Genomic DNA, 18,709 nt, shown 5'->3' with positions numbered 1-18,709 from the left:
GTTAAGGGTAATCAGCCTTAACCCAAGCGTATTGGTTTGTAGAGGCGGAGTTGTGAAAAATAAATTTCTCAAATATAGCAATCTTTTACTTTTAATTTTTGACTTCTGCCTGTTGATTTTTAACGTGATGGTTGTCATTGTGTAACAATTCATCGTCAATGGCTGGTTGAGAGATGGAAAAACTATTATTTGCAGCATCTGCTATTACTGGGAATTGGCGCCGATTTCCCCAAAAGACTCCGGCGGCAAAAGTTAGGGATGCGAGCGCAATTCCTCCCCCAACTCCCGCCCACAACGGCACGGGTAAATTATTCAAATTAGCTGCTGTTACTTTCGGAGTTGCCTCTTGCTTTTCCCCGGTTTTTGAGGGTTGGCTTCCGCCCCGCAAAGATTGTGCGTAAAGTTGAGGCGCGCGCTGCGTTACTATCAAATCTCCCTCAAACAAACCGCTTTTAATTTCTACTAAATCCCCAGAAGTTTGACCGAGTTCAACTTCAACTGACTGAAAGGCATTGCCATTTTGAATGTAAACCATTTTTTTGCCGTTGGCTTCAACTAAAGCAGCAGCCGGAATTGCCAAAACATCTGTTGCTGTTTTGTCGGTTAAGATGTCCAACTCTGCAAACATCCCCGGCTTTAACTCTCCTTCAGTGTTGTTTAGTTCGGCTTTCACTGGAACTACCCGTGTTTCCTCTCCTACAACCGATCCAATGAAGCTAACTTTTCCCGTAAAAATGCGATCGCCCAAATTAGCAACTTTCACCCTGACTTCCTGGCCCTGTTTTACCTGATTTAGGTCTTTTTCGTAAATATTGGCTGTGGCAAAAACGCGGCTGTCATTTAAGAGAGTCATCAACGGTTTTTCAGCGCTTACGGACTCTCCTGGGGTGATAGCGCGATCGGCTACCGTGCCAGAAATCGGAGTGATAATAGTAACAAATCCTTTGTCATTGGCAATAGTTCCTAATTGTTGGAGCCGCGCTTGATAGGCTGCATCAGCCAAGCGAATCCGCGACTGAGCGACTTCCACGGCAGTTTTGGCGCGTTTGACTTTGTTCTCCGCTTCCAACACTTCCCGGCGGCTCAAAGCCTTGGTAAGTTGAGCTTGTGCTTCTGCTGCTCGGCCTTGAGAATCGCGCAATTCCCGCATTGGCAGGTCTACTTCGGCTTGTTTGATTTCGGTTTCCGCTTTGATAACTTCGGGACGGCTTTTTGCCTTAGCAACAGCCGCTTTGGCTTGGGCGAAGTGCGCTTGCGATTCCAGCATTGTCCGCCGCGCGATCGCCCCTGCGGCTACTAATTCTCGATCGCGATCGAACTGTTCTTTTGCCACAGTTAATTCTGTTTCAGCTTGGGCTATTTCTGCTTGCGCTATTTCAACTTGACGCTGATAGTTTTCTTTAGCAACTTTCACAACCGAACGCTTGTTTACTAATTCTTGCTCTCGGTGGTACTGCTGAGTTGCTGCTGTCAGTTGAGTTTTGGCTTGGGCGATTTCCGCTGCGGATATTTGAATTTGGCGATCGTAATTTTCTGCAGCTAGTTTCAAATCACCTTGCGCTTGCTGCAAATCCGCCTCAGCTTCGGCACGTTTTGAGAGAGATTCAACCCGCAACTGTCCTAATTCTGAACTCGACAAAACAGCAACCGGTTGATCTTTTGATACTTTGTCCCCAGGCTTAACTAGCAACTCTACCACTTTGCCAGCAACCGAAGCCGTCACTTCTACCTTTTGGTTGGGCAAAGTTTCAATTTCTCCCGTGGTTTTGATGCCTATATCTAGTCGCTGGTGAACCGCTGGGGAGACTTTAATTCCTAACCGTTTTGCTGTGACGGCATCGACAGAAATAGCAGCAGGAGCTTGAGAGGTTTCGCCGCTTTGGTTAAATTCATTTCCGTGTCCCGCGTGGGCGAAAACAGCCGCGGGAGAAGTTAGCACCATTAGGCTGAAAAAAGTTCCCGAAAAGGTACTAATAATTGCCTGAGACTCAGAATATTTGTGCAATATCATTGTTGGCATTTTCCTTGAAATCAGGTTGAGTGCCCAAGGCTTAGCGGTTGGTATTTTGCCAAAGTAAGTTAACCGAATTAACGGGAGCTACTTATGAGCCTTTTTCAATAAACGACCGCTAAGCAATGACCAAGAGCTAAAATTTCTCTCCTCAACCTAGTCTTTCACTGCCAAATGAAATTAGGATGAAATTTAGCCTCAGCAGCCCAGATGCCCTCCAGATTCTAAAATACGAATATAAATTTTGCCTAAGGTCAAGGGATTGTGCTTTTTATTTTCTTTCACTGTTGCCAGATATTCTTGCGATTTAATTTCTTTTGTCCATCCGTTCACTAGCTCCTGTACTGCTGCATTTGATTGAGATGTTGTGTTTAGTTCCAAGCTCTGCAACATCATGCAATACCCCTTTATATTTTTTTTTGAGTGACTGTTATACTTTATAATGACTGCTGTTGAATTGTCTACAGTGATTTTACGTAAAAAATGCAATAAAAGGAAGTAGTAAAACTGCTGATAGTCGTAAAGAAGCGATATTATGGTTGATCCCTAACCCTTGTGCTACTATTTCCTTAGCTTAATTTCTGGCTGTTGTGATGCAAGTGTTTCCTGAACAATTAACAGAATGTGATTCATGTCACTCATTTTCTGGCTTTGTGTCACATTTGGTTGAGCCAGCTAAATTACTGTTTGTACCAATTTTGTCGCCACTCTTTCATTTGTTCGATTTCTTGCTTTTGCGAAGTTATAATCTCTTGAGACAATTTCTTCATTTCCGGGCGTTTTGACTTCTTCAAGGCATCTTGGGCCATCACCAAAGCTCCTTCGTGGTGGGGAATCATGGCATTCAGAAACCGCAAATCAAATTGGTCGTCAGCAGCACCTAAATCCATGCTCATCATCATACTTTGCATCTGTTCGGGAGTCATTGCCATCATGTGACCCATTTGAGCTTGATAAGCCATTGGCGTACTGCTGGCTTTGGGATACCAATTTGTTCGCCACTCTTTCATTTGATTAATTTCGCGGTTTTGAGCAGCGATTATATTAGTAGCAAGTTTTTTCATTTCAGGACGTTTGGATTTTTCCAGCACCTCTTTAGCCATGTTTACAGCACCTTGATGGTGTACTTTCATGCCATCAATAAATCGCAAATCGTAGTCGGCATCAGCCGGGCCTAAATCCATTGACATACCGTGATCCATGCCACTCATGTTGTGGTTTTGTGCCATGTTTTGCTGGCTGCTAGCAGGGGTTGCTGTCGTAATATTTGGGGCTTGGGTTTCGCTGGAAGGAGCTTTTGAACAAGCTACTAGCACGCCGCTGGTGAGGGCGGTTAATGTCAGCGCTGCAAAGCCTGTTTTTAATGAGATTGATTTCATAGACTTTAGTTAAATCCTTAAAACTGCCATTTATATTGATATTTTCACAGATAAATGAAATTAGGATGAAATTTTGATTCAGATTTGTAAATAATTATTACATTGCCATTATTTAAATAAATATGTAAGGCGTGCAATGCTAAGCCCTACAAGTAGAATCGGTATAAATCTCAAATCTTAAATCTCAAATTGACTTGACTCTCCTCCTTACAGGAGAGTTTACAATGAAGTTAATTAATTTATTGAGCAGGGTAGTTTCTGCTGAGGTTCACATTATGACTCTACAATTAAAAGTTCCCAAGATGGCTTGTTCTGCTTGTGCGACTACAATCACAAAAGCAGTCCAAACAGTGGATTCAGAGGCAACTGTTGAGGTGGATCTCAAGACAAAAGCGGTCACGGTTCAAACCGCTAAATCGGAAAGTGAGGTTAGAAAAGCGATCGCATCTGCTGGCTATCCTGTCGATTAATATTAAGGCTAACGCCAGCGAGTTCTAACTTTAGGAATAAAGCAATTTCATTGTAATTTCATCTTAGGGTGAAATGCTGAATATTACAAATGTAGCGTCCAGCCACCGCACCACTCATTTTGATCGCAATTCTCCTATGTAATTGGTCAACTCGGTTAGGCCAATTACTAAATACCTTGACAACCTGCACTCTTATTTAGTTTAGGAGTAACCCCTATGGACAATCTCACACTTAAATTGCGGGGCATGAGTTGTGCTTCTTGTGCTTCTTCTATCGAACAAGCAATTCAGTCTGTTCCCGGCGTAATTGAGTGTCATGTCAATTTTGGCATGGAACAAGCAAGCATTCAATACGACTCTCAGCAAACCAGTGTAGCAACAATTCAAGAAGCTGTTGATGCAGCGGGATATGAAGCTTTGCCACTTCCAGAAATGGCGGCGGAAGAGGATGACAGCGAGCGAAAACATCGTCAAGCTGAGTCTCAAAACTTGCAGCGAAAACTCTGGACAGCCGGTCTCATCAGCATCCTGCTATTTGTGGGCGGTATTCCGGCGATGACAGGCTTGCACCTGTCATTCATTCCCGCATGGCTGCACAATTTTTGGCTGCAATTAGTGCTGACATCTCCGGTACAGTTTTGGTGCGGAAAATCGTTTTATGTGGGAGCTTGGAAATCCCTAAAACGCCGCGTCGCGACAATGGATACTCTGATTGCTTTGGGAACGAGTGCAGCCTACTTTTATTCGGTATTTGTGACATTTTTCCCCGGTTTTTTTACGGCTCAAGATTTGACTCCTAGCGTTTACTACGAAGTTGCAGCCAGCGTTGTCGCTTTAATTTTGTTGGGGAAAACCTTAGAAAGTCGGGCGAAGGGAGAGACTTCGGAAGCTATTCGGAAACTCATGGGTTTGCAAGCAAAAACGGCTCGGATTGTTCGCAACGGGCAAGAGTTGGAAGTGCCGATCGCCCAAGTGGAAATTGGCGACATCGTGCAGGTGCGGCCCGGCGAACAAATTCCCGTAGACGGAGAGGTGATTGAAGGTGCTTCCACCGTAGACGAAGCAATGGTTACGGGAGAAAGTTTGGCTGTCAAAAAGCAGCTTGGCGATGAAGTTATCGGCTCGACAATTAACAAAACGGGCAGCTTTAAGTTTCGCACTACTAAGATTGGTAAGGATACTTTTTTAGCTCAAATTGTCAAGATGGTGCAGGATGCCCAGGGGTCAAAGGCACCAATTCAAAAGTTGGCAGACGAGGTGACTGGTTGGTTTGTTCCGGCAGTAATTGCCGTCTCTTTAGCTACTTTTGTAGTCTGGTTTAATGCGACGGGCAACTTGACTTTGGCAACGATTACAATGGTGGAGGTGCTGATTATTGCTTGTCCTTGTGCTTTGGGTTTGGCGACTCCGACTGCTGTGATGGTCGGCACTGGAAAAGGTGCAAGAAATGGGATTTTAATTAAAGGAGCCGAAAGTTTAGAGTTGGCTCATAAAATTCAAGTCATTGTGTTAGATAAAACAGGAACTATTACTGAGGGTAAGCCGACTGTTACTGATTTTGTCACAATTAAAGGAACGGAGAATAGCAATGAGTTAAAATTGCTGCAATTGGCGGCATCTGTCGAGCGAAATTCCGAGCATCCTGTGGGGGAAGCTGTTGTTAGATACGCTCAATCTCAAGAGGTTGATTTGACGGATGTTAAGGATTTTGAGGCGATCGCCGGGAGTGGTGTGCGAGGGGTTGTCGGCGGAAAGCCGATCGCCCTGGGAACGCTGAGGTGGATGCAGGAACTAGGCTGCGATACTGAATATCTGGAACTGCGCGCGAAAGCTTTGGAAGGTGATAGCAAAACAGTTGTTTGGATGTCTGTAGATGGCAAAATAGAGGCAATTATGGGCATTGCCGATGCCCTCAAACCGTCCTCAGCGCAGGCGGTGAAAGCACTGCAAAAACTCGGTTTGGAGGTGGCGATGCTGACTGGGGACAATCGATCGACTGCGGAGTCGATCGCCCGATCCGTTGGTATTACTCGCGTTTTTGCGGAAGTTAGACCCGACCAAAAAGCAGCTAAAATCCAAGCCCTGCAAGGGGAAGGAAAAATTGTCGCGATGGTGGGAGACGGGATCAACGATGCACCGGCTTTGGCCGCTTCTGATGTGGGAATTGCGATCGGCACCGGGACTGATATTGCGATCGCAGCCAGCGATATCACCCTAATTTCTGGAGACTTGCAAGGCATAGTTACAGCAATTCAACTTTCGCGCGCCACCATGCGGAACATCCGCGAAAATCTGTTTTTTGCCTTTATTTACAACATCGCTGGAATTCCGATCGCAGCGGGCGTTCTGTACCCGATTTTTGGCTGGCTGCTAAGTCCAATTCTCGCCGGTGCAGCAATGGCTTTTAGTTCAGTTTCCGTACTTACTAATGCTTTGCGCTTGCGAAATTTCAAACCAAAGTCTCTGGCCTAAATTAGGAGTAATTAGACAAATGTTGCACCATCGTCAAATGTGGGGAACTCTCGCGAGTTTAGGAATTGCGATCGGAATGGCATCGGGAGTTCAAGCTGCCGAACCCGTCGCTGCTTCTAATTCAACCACTCAATTTCGCAGCATCGAACAGCCGCTAGGTTTAAAAGTTGGTGTCACCCTCGGTGGTTTGACATTAATTGGTTTGGAGTTGTGGTGGTTTTTGTTCAGTAAAGCAAAAGGTCAGCAAGCTGAATCTATTCAGGGGATACAAGAGTTGACTATTACTGTAGATGGGGGTTACGAACCTGCTAGTGTAGTTGTGAAATCCGGTCAATTAGTCCGGCTGAATTTCTTGAGGCGCGACCCGAATAGTTGTCTTGAAAAAGTGTTGTTACCAGATTTTCACATTGTGCGAGAATTACCTTTAAATCAGGTAACGGCTGTTGAATTCACCCCTGAAAAACCCGGACGATACCTATTTACTTGCGGCATGAATATGTTTCGGGGTGTGGTAGAAGTAAAAAGGTAAATCAAATAGACAGTTGTCAACCTGCGGCAACTGCGACGGTTGAGGCGCGAGTTTTTTTAGCAAGAAATCGCTAAAATAGATGAAAGCTTAAAAAATTTGGAGTGAGCTAAATGCAACTACTACACACGATGCTCCGAGTCGCCAACCTGGAAGAATCTCTCAAATTCTACACGGAAGTGTTGGGCATGAAACTGCTGCGGCAAAAAGATTATCCTGATGGCAAATTTACCCTGGCTTTTGTGGGCTACGGCGACGAATCAGACACTACGGTTTTGGAATTAACCTACAATTGGGGCGTAACAGAGTACAATTTAGGAGATGCTTACGGTCATATTGCGATCGGCGTTGACGACATTTACGGTACTTGCGAACAAATTAAAGCCCGCGGCGGTAAAGTCAGCCGCGAACCCGGGCCGATGAAACACGGCTCAACTGTTATTGCTTTTGTGGAAGATCCAGATGGATATAAAGTTGAATTAATTCAACTGGAAAATCAAAGCAGCAGTCAGAAAAGAGCTGCAACAAACCCATCCTAGAAACTCTCTTTTTAGGATACCCGGAAACCAACTTTTGGAGTTAGTTTCTAACTCTAGTTCTGGCGCATCCTAGTGATAGCAAATCCGGGGAAGATAACCCCTTTACGATCCGGCGGTTGAAACCGCGTCTACACAAACAAAGTCGGCCTGCGCCGACTGGTCGATCGAGGGTATCCAAAACCCGGATTTGATATAACAATGCCGCGCCCCTGCACCGTTAGCAAACTGAAGTTTAGGGTTTCTTTTTGGGAGATTTGGGAGGTTGGGGAGATTTTAATATTTTGTCGGCGGCCATTTTGTCAACGATTACGTCGCTGATAATGTGAGCTCCGTGGGAGGTAAAATGCACGCCGTCATTAATTTTTACATAGCCTCGCTTCCCCGATTTATCAGCAACTATCGGAACAAATTTTCCCGATTCTGCAAAGGTTTCCCAAGTAGAAATAAATTCAATTTTGGGAGAAGCTTTTTTAGCATTTTTATAAATATTGTTCAGGACAGGAAAAGCTTTGATATACCGCGATTTATTAGAGTTAGATTGACCTATCCAATACACTTTTCTCACGGAGGACGAGCCAAGTAACTTAGCATATTTGTCAACTCTTTCTTGATAAGCTTTTTGCCATTCTGGGGTCAGAATTGCCCGATATTTTCCTTGAGAATCAATGATATCTTGAGGGTCGTTTCCTCCAAACAAAATTATCACTACATCTGGGCGGTAATCCTGGATGATTTTGCTGGTTCTGGCATACCAGTCATAATAATCTATCCGATTTAATCCGCTGGATACTTTGTAGTCAAGTTTTGTATCAGCGATGTTGTATTTGTTCTTAAGAGTGTTCTGGAGTTGAATTCCTAAGTCGAACATTACGGAATCTCCAATAAATAAAAATTTGCGATAAGGTACGGTTAGTTTGGGTTTGGCTGGAGTTGGTTTTTTTGCAGGTTTTGGGGGAGGAGGTGCGGATTTTGTGGCGGTTTGGACTGGAGAAGTTTCGGCTTTTTTGGGGATGCTATCGAAATTGATATCTTTGATTTTGCTCCAAAAATCTTGTTCTGATTTCCTGAAACTGTCTATTTCTATCTGCCGCGCTGCTTGTTTGATTTCGGGAGTTGCGAAAGGAGTTGAAGCAAAGCTTTTGAGAAATAAGGATAAGTTGGAAAATATTAAAGTGAGAATTACAGAAGTAACTATCAGTAAGATTTCTCGATCTTTCATAGGAAGTCATTAGTTATTGGTTATTAGTTATTGGTTATTGGTTATTGGTTATTAGTTATTGGTTATGGGTTATTAGTTATTAGTTATTGGTTATGGATTATTAGTTATTGGTTATGGGTTATTAGTTATTAGTTATTGGTTATTAGTTATTAGTTATTGGTTATTAGTTATTAGTTATTAGTTATTAGTTATTAGTCATTAGTGCTGTCCCCTCCTAGCGAACGTCCAACGTCATCAGGAAGAAGGAAGAAGGAAGAAGGAAGAAGACATATAGCCTTTCTCAGTAAAGTGAGGTATGCCCGGTTTGGCCGGTTTGGCCGGTTTGGCCGGTTTGGCCGGTTTGGCCGGTTTGGCCGGTTTGGCCACGAGAGTACCTCATGTTTCTGACAAATGCTATATACAGGAATCTTTTTAGCGATCGCTATTTTACGTTTAATTAGGTGGATTTATTTGCTTTTTTAGAAATTAAAGTAAATAAAAGGTGGGACGGTGCTCGGCCCCAACATCAAAATAGCATACACGAACAGCGAAACTAAGACAACTCTCAAGAATATATTTTTTAAGGAAAATACTCTTTGCAAGAGTTGGGAAATTCTCTCGCCCCAAATGTTGATCGCGCCAATGATGGCAATTACTAAATACAATTGCCAAAAGTTAAATTGAAAAGTTGCAGCGGAAAAATTCAGAATTCCCTGAAAAAAATTCATTGCAGTTTCCCAGTTGGGCGTGCCGAAAAATACCCAGCTACAAGTCACAAAGCTAAATGTTAGCAGCCAACTGCAAAATTTAGCAAGTCGGGGAAAGGAATAGTCTAATTTTAGGTGGATAGCTTGGGGAATATCTTTGCATAAATGGTTGACAATCAATCCTAAACCGTGAATTGTTCCCCAGACAATAAAGTTTAAACCTGCGCCGTGCCAAAATCCGCCGATCGCCATTGTTATCAGTAAATTTACGTACTTCCTTAATTTCCCGTATTTATTGCCGCCCAAGGGGAAGTAAACGTAATCTCTCAGCCACTCGGAAAGACTGATGTGCCATCTTTTCCAAAATTCTTGCAAGCTGAGCGATCGGTATGGCATATTAAAGTTGGCAATGGGTTTGAAACCCAGCAAACAAGAGATGCCGTTAGCTAAATCCGAGTAGCCGCTAAAATCTACGTAAATTAAACAGGAATAGGAAATTGCCGCGAGAATTAAATCGATGCTGCTGTATTGCTGGGGAACTGTGAATGGGAGTTGGGTGAAGTTAAATAAAAAACTCGATAAAGTATATTTTTTGAATAGTCCAGACAAAATTAAAACGATGACTTCTTCGATTTGATAGTCGTATTTTTTGGGTGAATTTAGCTGGGTGTAAAACTCCCTAGGCCGCGATATGGGCCCGGAGGCAATTTGGGGAAAGTAGGTAATGTATGTGGCGTAGTCTACAAATTTCGGACAGGGGATTTTCTTTTGGTAGCAGTCGATTAAATGGGAAATCATTCTAAATGTGTAGAAGGATACGCCGACTGGGGCGATTATTTGCAACATTTGAATGCTGGCGGGAATTTGTAGTTGGTTGAGTACCTCAAACAAGGATGTTACAAAGAAGTTGCAATATTTAAAGATGCCGAGGTTGGCTATGTTGAAAATTATGCCGGAAATTAAGGCAAGTTTTTTATATTTGCCGTAGCAGGTGGCTCGGAGAATGATATAATTGTAGGCAGTACCTAAAACTAGGAGTAAGAGAAAGTCGAAACTCCAAAATGAATAAAATAATAAACTGGAAATGAGCAAGACGATTTTATATAAACCGACTTGGGACTTCAAGGATATAATTATGCTAAAAATAATCAGAAAAAATACTAGGAATTGGTAAGTTGGAAATAGCATAAATTTTAGAATATCAAACAACGTTATGGCAATCTATAAAGGTTAAACATACCAATAAAAAGGTTCGTAGGGAGGACTAAAGTCCTTCATGAATGCGGACTAAAGTCCTCACTACGAACTTAGGGGAATGGCGATTCTCTGGAGTAGTTGAGAGAATGGGGAACTACTGTATTTTCATAAGTTCGATCGCGCGCTGCGGTCGCAGAGTACAAAAAATCTCCTTGGATTGCGGGCTGCAAGCTTTTGCAAAAGCTCAATTATGTTGCAACTTCGGCAGAATTAACCGCACTCATAGATTCACAATCGTGTTTAAAGATTATGATGGTTGTGAGACGATATATTAACGGATAACAACAGGAATCCCCTTGATTGCGAGGAAGCAACGTGCAGCCAACAGACCCTAGCAAATTTACCGATGAAGCCTGGGAAGCGATTGTCAAATCCCAGGATGTAGCCCGCCGCTTTGCCAATCAGCAGCTAGAGGTTGAACATTTAGCGATCGCCATTCTCGAACAGCTCGCGACAGCAAACACGATTCTCAGCTTGGCTGGAGTAGATGTAACCCGCTTAGCGCAACAGTTAGAAGCTTTTGCCAAACGACAGCCCAAAGTTACCAACGCTGACCAACTATACCTCGGTCGCGGCTTAGACGTGATGTTAGATGCTGCTGAGTCTGCCAGACAGACTGGGCAAGATAATTTTATCGCCATTGAACATTTATTAATTGGCTTAGTAGAAGATGAACGAGTTGGTAGGCGATTGCTGACTAGGGGCGATGGGCCCCCCGGTCGCCCCGGTTACGATCGCAAACCGGCCCCAGGGACGATCGATCGACCAAAACTCGAAGAAGCAATCAAATCAGTCCGCGCCGCCGCTAAAGTCTCAGAAAAAAGTTCCGAAACGGGGAAAGCGGGCCTCCGCAACCCTAAACCCCAAGGAGATAGCGAAGCCAATTCCGACGCCCTCAGCAAATACGGCCGGGATTTGACCGAAGCCGCCAAAGCAGGAAAACTCGATCCAGTAATCGGCCGCGACGAAGAAATTCGCCGCGTCGTCCAAGTTCTTTCGCGCCGTCAAAAAAACAACCCAGTATTAATTGGCGATCCCGGAGTCGGAAAAACTGCGATCGCCGAAGGTTTAGCGCAGAGAATTGTTAACGGCGACGTGCCCGAATCTTTGAAAAACCGCCAGCTATTCAGCCTCGACATGGGCAGTTTAATTGCTGGGGCAAAATTCCGAGGTGAATTTGAAGAAAGATTGCGATCTGTCCTGCGAGAAGTTATCGATTCCGACGGGCAAATTGTCCTATTTATTGACGAATTGCACACCGTAGTTGGGACTGGTGGCGGCGGCAGTTCCGGTTCGGGAATGGATGCCGGAAATTTGTTGAAACCGATGTTGGCCAGAGGCGAATTGCGCTGCATCGGCGCTACAACTCTCGATGAATTCCGCAAGAATATTGAAAAAGATCCGGCACTAGAACGCCGCTTTCAACAAGTATTTGTCGGCGAACCGACTGTGGAAGATACGGTTTCAATTTTGCGCGGATTGAAAGACCGCTACGAACGCCATCACGGGGTGAAAATTACCGATTCGGCCCTAGTTGCTGCTGCAACTCTGTCTTTTCGCTATATTTCCGATCGCTTTTTGCCGGATAAGGCGATCGACCTCGTAGATGAAGCGGCCGCCCATTTGAAAATGGAAATTACCTCCAAACCCGTGGAACTGGAAGGGATCGACCGCCGGGTGATGCAGTTGGAAATGGAAAAATTGTCGATTGAAGGCGAGGGAAAAGGTTCTCCCAGCCCCACCATCAGCCCCCGGATCGAACGCATCAAAACAGAGATTGACATCTTAAAAGTCAAGCAGGAAAAATTGTCCTCTCAGTGGCTGGGCGAAAAGCAGTTATTGGATGGCATCAATAAATTGAAAGCAGAAGAAGACCAACTGCGAGTGCAAATTGAGCAAGCAGAAAGAGCTTACGATTTGAATAAAGCCGCGCAGTTGAAATACGGTAAACTTGAAACAGCGGTGCGCGATCGCGAAGCCAAGGAAGCCGAACTTTTGAAACAGCAAGCTCAAGGTTCTTCCCTGCTGCGGGAAAAAGTTACTGAGGGCGATATTGCCGAAATTGTGGCGAAATGGACGGGAATTCCGGTCAACCGATTGTTAGAGTCGGAACGCCAAAAATTGCTGCAATTGGAAAGCCATTTGCACAAAAAAGTCATCGGTCAAGAGGAGGCTGTAACGGCGGTTGCTGCGGCGATCCGGCGGGCGCGGGCTGGTATGAAAGATCCCGGTAGACCGATCGGTTCTTTCTTGTTTATGGGCCCGACAGGCGTGGGAAAAACTGAGTTAGCGCGGGCGTTGGCGGAGTTTTTGTTTGACAGCGATGATGCGATCGTCCGCATCGATATGTCGGAATACATGGAGAAGCACAGCGTCTCTCGGTTGGTAGGAGCTCCCCCTGGATATGTCGGTTACGACGAAGGTGGACAACTTTCCGAAGCTGTGCGGAGACATCCTTATTCGGTAGTGCTGTTTGACGAAGTGGAAAAGGCGCACCCGGATGTATTTAACATTTTGCTGCAAGTGTTGGATGATGGCAGAATTACCGATTCTCAGGGTAGAGTGGTTGACTTTAGAAATACCGTAATTGTGATGACTAGCAATATCGGTAGCGATCACATTTTAGAGGTGTTTGCGAAGAAGGAAAAAACTCCCAAAAAACCTGCTAGTCGCAAGCAGGAAACGAAGGAGGTATCAATTCCCAAGACAGATTATAAAGTTGCTGATGATGGTACTGTCGAGGTGTCAGCTCAGCGAGTTGATATTGATAGTGAAGGTAAGACGGAAAGTAAGTCTGAAAGTAAGTCTGAAAACAAGTATGACAATGAAAAATCCTTGACTCAAGAACGGGAGACAGACGAAGAGTACGAACAAATGTTAAAACGGGTGATGACTGCTTTGCGATCGCACTTCCGACCCGAATTTCTCAATCGGGTAGACGAGATAATTTTGTTCCACACTTTGAGCAAGACGGAACTGCGGCAAATCGTCACTATTCAAGTCAAGCGGATCGAGCGGTTGTTGGCGGAGCAAAAAATTACTTTGGAACTGTCAGATGCGGCGAAAAACCACATCACTGATGTCGGTTACGATCCAGTTTACGGCGCTCGTCCCTTGAAACGCGCCATCCAGCGGGAGTTGGAAAACCCGCTGGCTAACAAGATTCTGGAAAATGCGTTTGTCGAAGGCGATACAATTGCGATCGACTGCAAAAATAACAGTTTGCAGTTTCGCAAAAAAGACTCTCTCCCCGCGCTAGTAGGTAACAGTTTGTAGTTACCGAACAGCTAGGAACAGGCTGTCCGGCCTGTTCCACCAAAAATAAATCTTCTTGTTTCCCAGAAAGCCTGGTAGTTTAAAATTATGAAACAACTAACTAGAATCACTCTGAATCCAGAAGTAATGGGAGGAAAACCCTGCATTCGCGGCTTGCGAGTCACTGTTGGCACGATAGTCGGACTGATGGCATCGGGACACTCACCGTCAAGCATTTTGCAGGCCTATCCCTACCTGGAAGAAGCAGATATATATGAAGCGCTTGCTTATGCAGCCTGGCGAGTTGAAGAAGTAGAAATTCCTCTCAAAATAGCGTGAAAATTTTGATTGATATGAATCTGTCACCTGAATGGACTATCGTATTTACTAAATACGGAATAGAGTCTCTTCATTGGTCTACAGTCGGCGATCCTCGTGCCACAGATCGTGTTATTATGGAATGGGCGCGAGTAAATGACTATGCCGTATTCACTCATGATTTAGATTTTGGCGCACTGCTGGCCGCAACCCAAGCTGATGCTCTAGCGTGTCATTCAAGTACGTATTCAAGACGTGCTGCCTGCTAATATAGAGAGTTTGATTGTGGAAGTGTTCCATCAATTTGAGGCACAAATTGATTCGGGGGCATTCATTTCTGTGGATGAAACGCGGTCTAGGGTGAGAATTTTGCCGATTACACTTCGATAATTATTTATTACCTGTTCCACAAAAATTAATCTGCTTGTGGAACAGGTCAGAAAGCCTGTTATTCAAAATAGTCAAGCCTGCTACTTAATATTACTAATTGCCCATCGTGCGGCTGCCGTAAGCATCCATGCTGTAAGCCGGAACGCGAACGCTGTAATCAATATCTGTTCCAGTCACAGCTTTTGCCAGTTGTTCAAAAGATTCGTCGTTCCAGTTGCGATCGTGGATGGGCTTTGACTGTTCGCCGAGGAAGTATGCTTGAGTGCCAATCACTGAGGCTGCTACCCAACCGACGATTAAAAGGGCGATTACGATAGTCATGGCTGTTTTTCCTTAACTTATGTTGCGTTATGTAAACAAATGTAACAAACCGTGAATGAGAATGTCAAGGTAGTGTATGTTCGTGGCAACCGTCCGGGAGGTAGTAAATACCACACCTTTGAGGAAACTGAGAGAAGGTGAGGACTTGACCGGAAATTTGCGCGTGTAGGGCCTGCAGCGCCGCCAGTATGTAGCGTCTGCTGAGCCCGCACCGATGCAGCATCCGCCACCAGAATCGAATTTTATGCTGTATCCGCGATCGCAGAATTCATGGCATCTTATGATGAAATTTTAGTTAAGAATTTATAATTTTTGCGTTTAAAATTTACGATTAAAACTATGCCGCTAGCATGAGGAACTGGGCAAAGATATGAGTTATGATCTATCAGTTTGGATTTGAAACAACAAATCTTAATTACTAAATCTCAATTACCAAATAACCATTACCAATTACCCCGACAAATTATGGCAATCTCAATGTTAAATGACGATCCCTTGTGGTTCAAAGATGCTATCATTTACGAAGTACCAATTCGCGCTTTTGCCGACAGCAATGCAGACGGCATCGGCGACTTTCAAGGACTGACAAAAAAACTCGATTACCTGCAAAATTTGGGAGTAACAGCCATTTGGGTGCTGCCATTTTTTCCCTCACCGCTCCGAGACGACGGCTACGATACATCTCACTATACCACCGTCAACCCGATTTACGGCACCTTAGATGACTTTAAAAACCTTTTAGAAGCAGCGCACCAGCGGGGAATTAGAGTCATTATTGAGTTGATTGTCAACCACACTTCCGACCAGCACGAGTGGTTTCAGCGAGCGAGGCGCGCTCCGAAAGGCAGTAACGAAAGAGATTTTTATGTGTGGAGCGACACGCTGGAAAAATATCAAGATGCTCGGATTATTTTTCAAGATTTTGAAACATCTAATTGGGCTTGGGATGGGGTAGCAAAAGCTTATTACTGGCACCGTTTTTATTCCCACCAACCCGATTTGAATTACGACAATCCGGCGGTTCGCCAAGCCATCTTAGATGTGGTAGATTTCTGGTTGGCATTGGGCGTAGACGGATTGCGAATGGATGCTGTACCTTACCTGTACGAGCGCGAGGGTACTAACTGCGAAAACTTGCCAGAAACTCACGCTTTCCTCAAACAGTTGCGCCAGCACGTAGATGAGAAATTCCCCAACCGGATGCTACTAGCGGAGGCGAATCAGTGGCCGGAAGATGCGGTTGAATATTATTCGGCTGGGGATGAATGTCACATGAACTTTCATTTTCCGTTGATGCCGCGTCTATTTATGGCTTTGCACATGGAAGATAGCTTTCCGATTAGCGACATTCTCCAGCAAACTCCGCAGATTCCTAATAACTGTCAGTGGGCATTGTTTTTGCGGAATCACGATGAATTGACGCTGGAAATGGTGAGCGATGAAGACCGAGATTATATGTATCGGGTTTACGCTCAAGACACTCAGGCGAGAATTAATTTGGGTATCCGCCGCCGCTTGGCTCCGCTGATGGGAAATAACCGCCGCCGCATTGAGTTGATGAATGCTTTGTTGCTGTCTCTTCCTGGTACGCCGGTGCTTTATTACGGCGATGAAATTGGCATGGGCGACAATATCTATTTGGGCGATCGCAACGGGGTGAGAACTCCGATGCAGTGGAGTGGCGATCGCAATGCCGGTTTCAGCCGCGCTAACCCGCAGCGACTGTACGCGCCGCCAATTGTTGACCCTGAATATCACTACGAATCTGTTAATGTGGAAGCGCAGCGGGGGAATCCGAGTTCTCTGTGGTGGTGGATGAAACGCTTGATTGCTGTGCGCCAGCGCTTCCAAGCATTCGGCCGCGGAACCTGCGAGTTTCTGTACCCAGAAAACCGCAAAGTTTTAGCTTTTGTTCGCACCTATCAAGACGAACACATCCTCGTAGTGACTAATTTATCGCGCTTCGTCCAGACGGCAGAATTAGACCTTTCGCCGTTTAAAGGTGCTGTTCCAGTAGAGATTTTCGGCCGGACTGAGTTTCCGCCAGTTGGCGAATCGCCTTATTTTTTGAGCTTGAGCCCTCACACGTTTTACTGGTTTACTCTTACTGTCAAGCAAGAGGATTTTTCGGTGAACGGTTTGAATACAGATTTGCCGAGTTTGGCGATCGTCGGTACTTGGGAAACTGCTTTTTCTCCTAAAAGTCAGCTCAGCAATATGTTGATCTCTCTTTTGCCGAATTACTTGCAATCCAATCGCTGGTTTAGCGGTGCAGACAGGATAATTCAATCATTAGAAATCAATGAAATTGTGCCTGTTGGATATAAAAATAATGCTGGGGAGCAATCTACGGTTTACATTCTGTTTTTGCATTTGAATTATACCGAAGGTATGGCGGAAACTTACGTTTTGCCTTTAGGTTGGGAAGAACTCAAAAACGAGCCGGACGATCGACCGACGATCGCGCGGCTGCAATTCCCAGAAACCAAGGAAGTCGGAGTGCTATTTGATGCTGCGGGGGACAAAGGTTTTCTGAGCGAGCTGCTGGGGGCGATCGCCACCAATGCCAGTTACCAAGGTACAGCGGGCGAACTCGTAGGAATTGCCGACAATTTCTTGAACTCAGAACAAGATTTATCGCAACTAGAACCGTACCTGTTCAAAAAAGAACAAAGCAATACATCGGCAGGTTACGGCGATCGGTTAGTCCTCAAAATCTTGCGAAAATTCGAGGAAGGAATCAACCCAGAATTAGAAATCGGCCACTTTTTAACCAATCGCCACTTGCTCGAAAACTACGCTCCCATTGCCGGAGAATTGGAATATCGCACAGCCGGTCAAAAAGCAGTTACAGTCGGAATACTGCAAAAACTAATCCCCGACAGCAGGGATGCTTTGTCTTATACATTAGATGCGCTGCGGGACTATTTCGAGCAAGTAATGACAGTAGAAGCAAAGTATGCCAGCGATATTTTATCTACTTCCCCCGAAGATTATTTACCGAGCGCTTTGACCGCACAAATGCGACAGTCAAGCTCGCTACTAGCCGATTTATCCCTAGAAGTACCCGCATTAGCTCGCGAACTAATCAGCTCTTACCTAGCATCAGCAGAACTTTTAGGTCAGCGGACAGCCGAACTCCACCTCGCTTTAGCTTCGGACACAGAAAATCCCGCTTTTGCTCCAGAAAATTTCACCTCATTTTACCAGCGTTCCATCTATCAATACATGAGAAATCTGGCAGGAAGAACTTTGCTGTTGCTGAAAAAGCGGCTATCTAAACTGCCGCCAGAAACGCAAAAGTTGGGACAAATTCTTCTCAACCGCGAAGACTTGCTGATGGAACGTTTCAAGTCTATTTTGAACTTGAGAATCACCGCCGACAGAATTCGCTGTCACGGAGATTTTCATTTCGGACAAGTTCTGTATACAGGGAAAGACTTCGTAATAATTGATTTTGAAGGAGAACGGAATCGACCGTTAAGCGAGCGGCGGATGAAGAGGTCGCCTTTGCGAGATGTTGCCGGAATGCTGCAATCTTTCAATTACGCCGTTACTATGGCGCTGCGGAACGAAGTAGAAAGTGGGATGATCCGCCCTGAAAACTTACCTGAAATGCAGCAGTGGGCGAATGTTTGGCACCGCTGGGTTAGCCTGACTTTTCTCAAGAGCTATTTGTCAACAGCAGCGGATGCAAGTTTCTTGCCAAAATCTGTACCGGAATTGGAAGTTTTGCTGAATGCTTACATTTTAGAAAAAGCGGTTTCTGAGTTGTCAGATGAACTCCAGTACCGCTTGGATTTGGCAGAAATTCCGCTCCAACGAATTCTGCAATTGCTTCATGTCGAGCGTCAGTCCTAGCTGAT

14 protein-coding genes are annotated in these 18,709 nt (G+C 44.9%); 8 read left to right on the top strand and 6 right to left on the bottom strand.

Annotation, left to right across the window (positions count from 1 at the left end):
- Positions 1-91: 91 nt before the first annotated feature.
- The 3 genes from IQ263_RS14260 to IQ263_RS14250 all read right to left on the bottom strand — a co-directional run bounded on the left by IQ263_RS14260 (position 92) and on the right by IQ263_RS14250 (position 3,390).
- Positions 92-2,020 (bottom strand): efflux RND transporter periplasmic adaptor subunit, encoded by a 1,929-nt coding sequence (locus IQ263_RS14260; protein WP_370589101.1) that lies wholly within the window; start codon positions 2,018-2,020, stop codon positions 92-94.
- A 189-nt stretch (positions 2,021-2,209) separates the two neighbouring features.
- Positions 2,210-2,500 carry a hypothetical protein gene (locus tag IQ263_RS14255; protein ID WP_228050049.1) on the bottom strand — a complete coding sequence of 97 codons (291 nt, stop codon included), beginning with the start codon at positions 2,498-2,500 and terminating at the stop codon, positions 2,210-2,212.
- 191 nt (positions 2,501-2,691) lie between these two features.
- On the bottom strand, positions 2,692-3,390 hold the full coding sequence (locus IQ263_RS14250; RefSeq protein WP_194067999.1) for a DUF305 domain-containing protein: 699 nt from the start codon (positions 3,388-3,390) through the stop codon (positions 2,692-2,694).
- A 224-nt stretch (positions 3,391-3,614) separates the two neighbouring features.
- On the opposite strand from IQ263_RS14250, the gene IQ263_RS14245 reads away from it, so the two are divergent.
- The 4 genes from IQ263_RS14245 (at position 3,615) to gloA (ending at position 7,397) form a co-directional block, all read left to right on the top strand.
- A complete protein-coding gene (locus IQ263_RS14245) occupies positions 3,615-3,860 on the top strand; it encodes a heavy-metal-associated domain-containing protein (protein ID WP_370589100.1) in 246 nt (81 codons plus the stop codon).
- Between the two features lie 216 nt (positions 3,861-4,076).
- Positions 4,077-6,332 carry a heavy metal translocating P-type ATPase gene (locus tag IQ263_RS14240; RefSeq protein ID WP_194067998.1) on the top strand — a complete coding sequence of 752 codons (2,256 nt, stop codon included), beginning with the start codon at positions 4,077-4,079 and terminating at the stop codon, positions 6,330-6,332.
- A gap of 19 nt (positions 6,333-6,351) precedes the next feature.
- On the top strand, positions 6,352-6,861 hold the full coding sequence (locus IQ263_RS14235; protein ID WP_194067997.1) for a cupredoxin domain-containing protein: 510 nt from the start codon (positions 6,352-6,354) through the stop codon (positions 6,859-6,861).
- Between the two features lie 110 nt (positions 6,862-6,971).
- A complete protein-coding gene (gene gloA, locus IQ263_RS14230) occupies positions 6,972-7,397 on the top strand; it encodes a lactoylglutathione lyase (RefSeq protein WP_194067996.1) in 426 nt (141 codons plus the stop codon).
- A gap of 232 nt (positions 7,398-7,629) precedes the next feature.
- On the opposite strand, the gene IQ263_RS14225 is transcribed toward gloA, so the two are convergent.
- Positions 7,630-8,616, bottom strand: a complete 987-nt coding sequence (locus IQ263_RS14225; RefSeq protein WP_194067995.1) for an SGNH/GDSL hydrolase family protein — start codon at positions 8,614-8,616, stop codon at positions 7,630-7,632.
- Positions 8,617-9,074: 458 nt separating this feature from the next.
- Positions 9,075-10,490: an MBOAT family O-acyltransferase gene (locus IQ263_RS14220; protein ID WP_194067994.1), complete on the bottom strand. Its 1,416-nt coding sequence runs from the start codon at positions 10,488-10,490 to the stop codon at positions 9,075-9,077.
- Between the two features lie 384 nt (positions 10,491-10,874).
- Here IQ263_RS14220 and IQ263_RS14215 point away from each other — a divergent pair, with 384 nt between their 5' ends.
- The 3 genes from IQ263_RS14215 to IQ263_RS14205 all read left to right on the top strand — a co-directional run bounded on the left by IQ263_RS14215 (position 10,875) and on the right by IQ263_RS14205 (position 14,401).
- On the top strand, positions 10,875-13,835 hold the full coding sequence (locus tag IQ263_RS14215) for an AAA family ATPase (protein ID WP_194067993.1): 2,961 nt from the start codon (positions 10,875-10,877) through the stop codon (positions 13,833-13,835).
- Positions 13,836-13,922: 87 nt separating this feature from the next.
- Positions 13,923-14,153, top strand: a complete 231-nt coding sequence (locus IQ263_RS14210) for a DUF433 domain-containing protein (RefSeq protein ID WP_193972510.1) — start codon at positions 13,923-13,925, stop codon at positions 14,151-14,153.
- On the top strand, positions 14,150-14,401 hold the full coding sequence (locus tag IQ263_RS14205; RefSeq protein ID WP_333192863.1) for a DUF5615 family PIN-like protein: 252 nt from the start codon (positions 14,150-14,152) through the stop codon (positions 14,399-14,401). The genes IQ263_RS14210 and IQ263_RS14205 overlap by 4 nt, the downstream gene beginning before the upstream one ends.
- 214 nt (positions 14,402-14,615) lie before the next feature.
- Here IQ263_RS14205 and IQ263_RS14200 read toward each other — a convergent pair whose 3' ends face one another.
- Entirely contained in the window at positions 14,616-14,843 is a 228-nt protein-coding gene (locus tag IQ263_RS14200; RefSeq protein ID WP_194061113.1) for a photosystem II protein, Psb35-related, read from the bottom strand.
- A gap of 465 nt (positions 14,844-15,308) precedes the next feature.
- Here IQ263_RS14200 and treS point away from each other — a divergent pair, with 465 nt between their 5' ends.
- The gene (gene treS, locus IQ263_RS14195) at positions 15,309-18,704 is read left to right on the top strand and encodes a maltose alpha-D-glucosyltransferase (RefSeq protein WP_194067992.1); all 3,396 of its coding nucleotides are present in this window, start codon (positions 15,309-15,311) and stop codon (positions 18,702-18,704) included.
- The last annotated feature ends 5 nt before the right edge of the window (positions 18,705-18,709 follow it).

It is taken from the genome of Tychonema sp. LEGE 06208 (assembly GCF_015207505.1).
GTDB lineage: Bacteria > Cyanobacteriota > Cyanobacteriia > Cyanobacteriales > Microcoleaceae > Microcoleus.
Note: the sequence above shows the minus strand (reverse complement) of the source record. Positions and strands in the feature narration are given on the sequence as shown.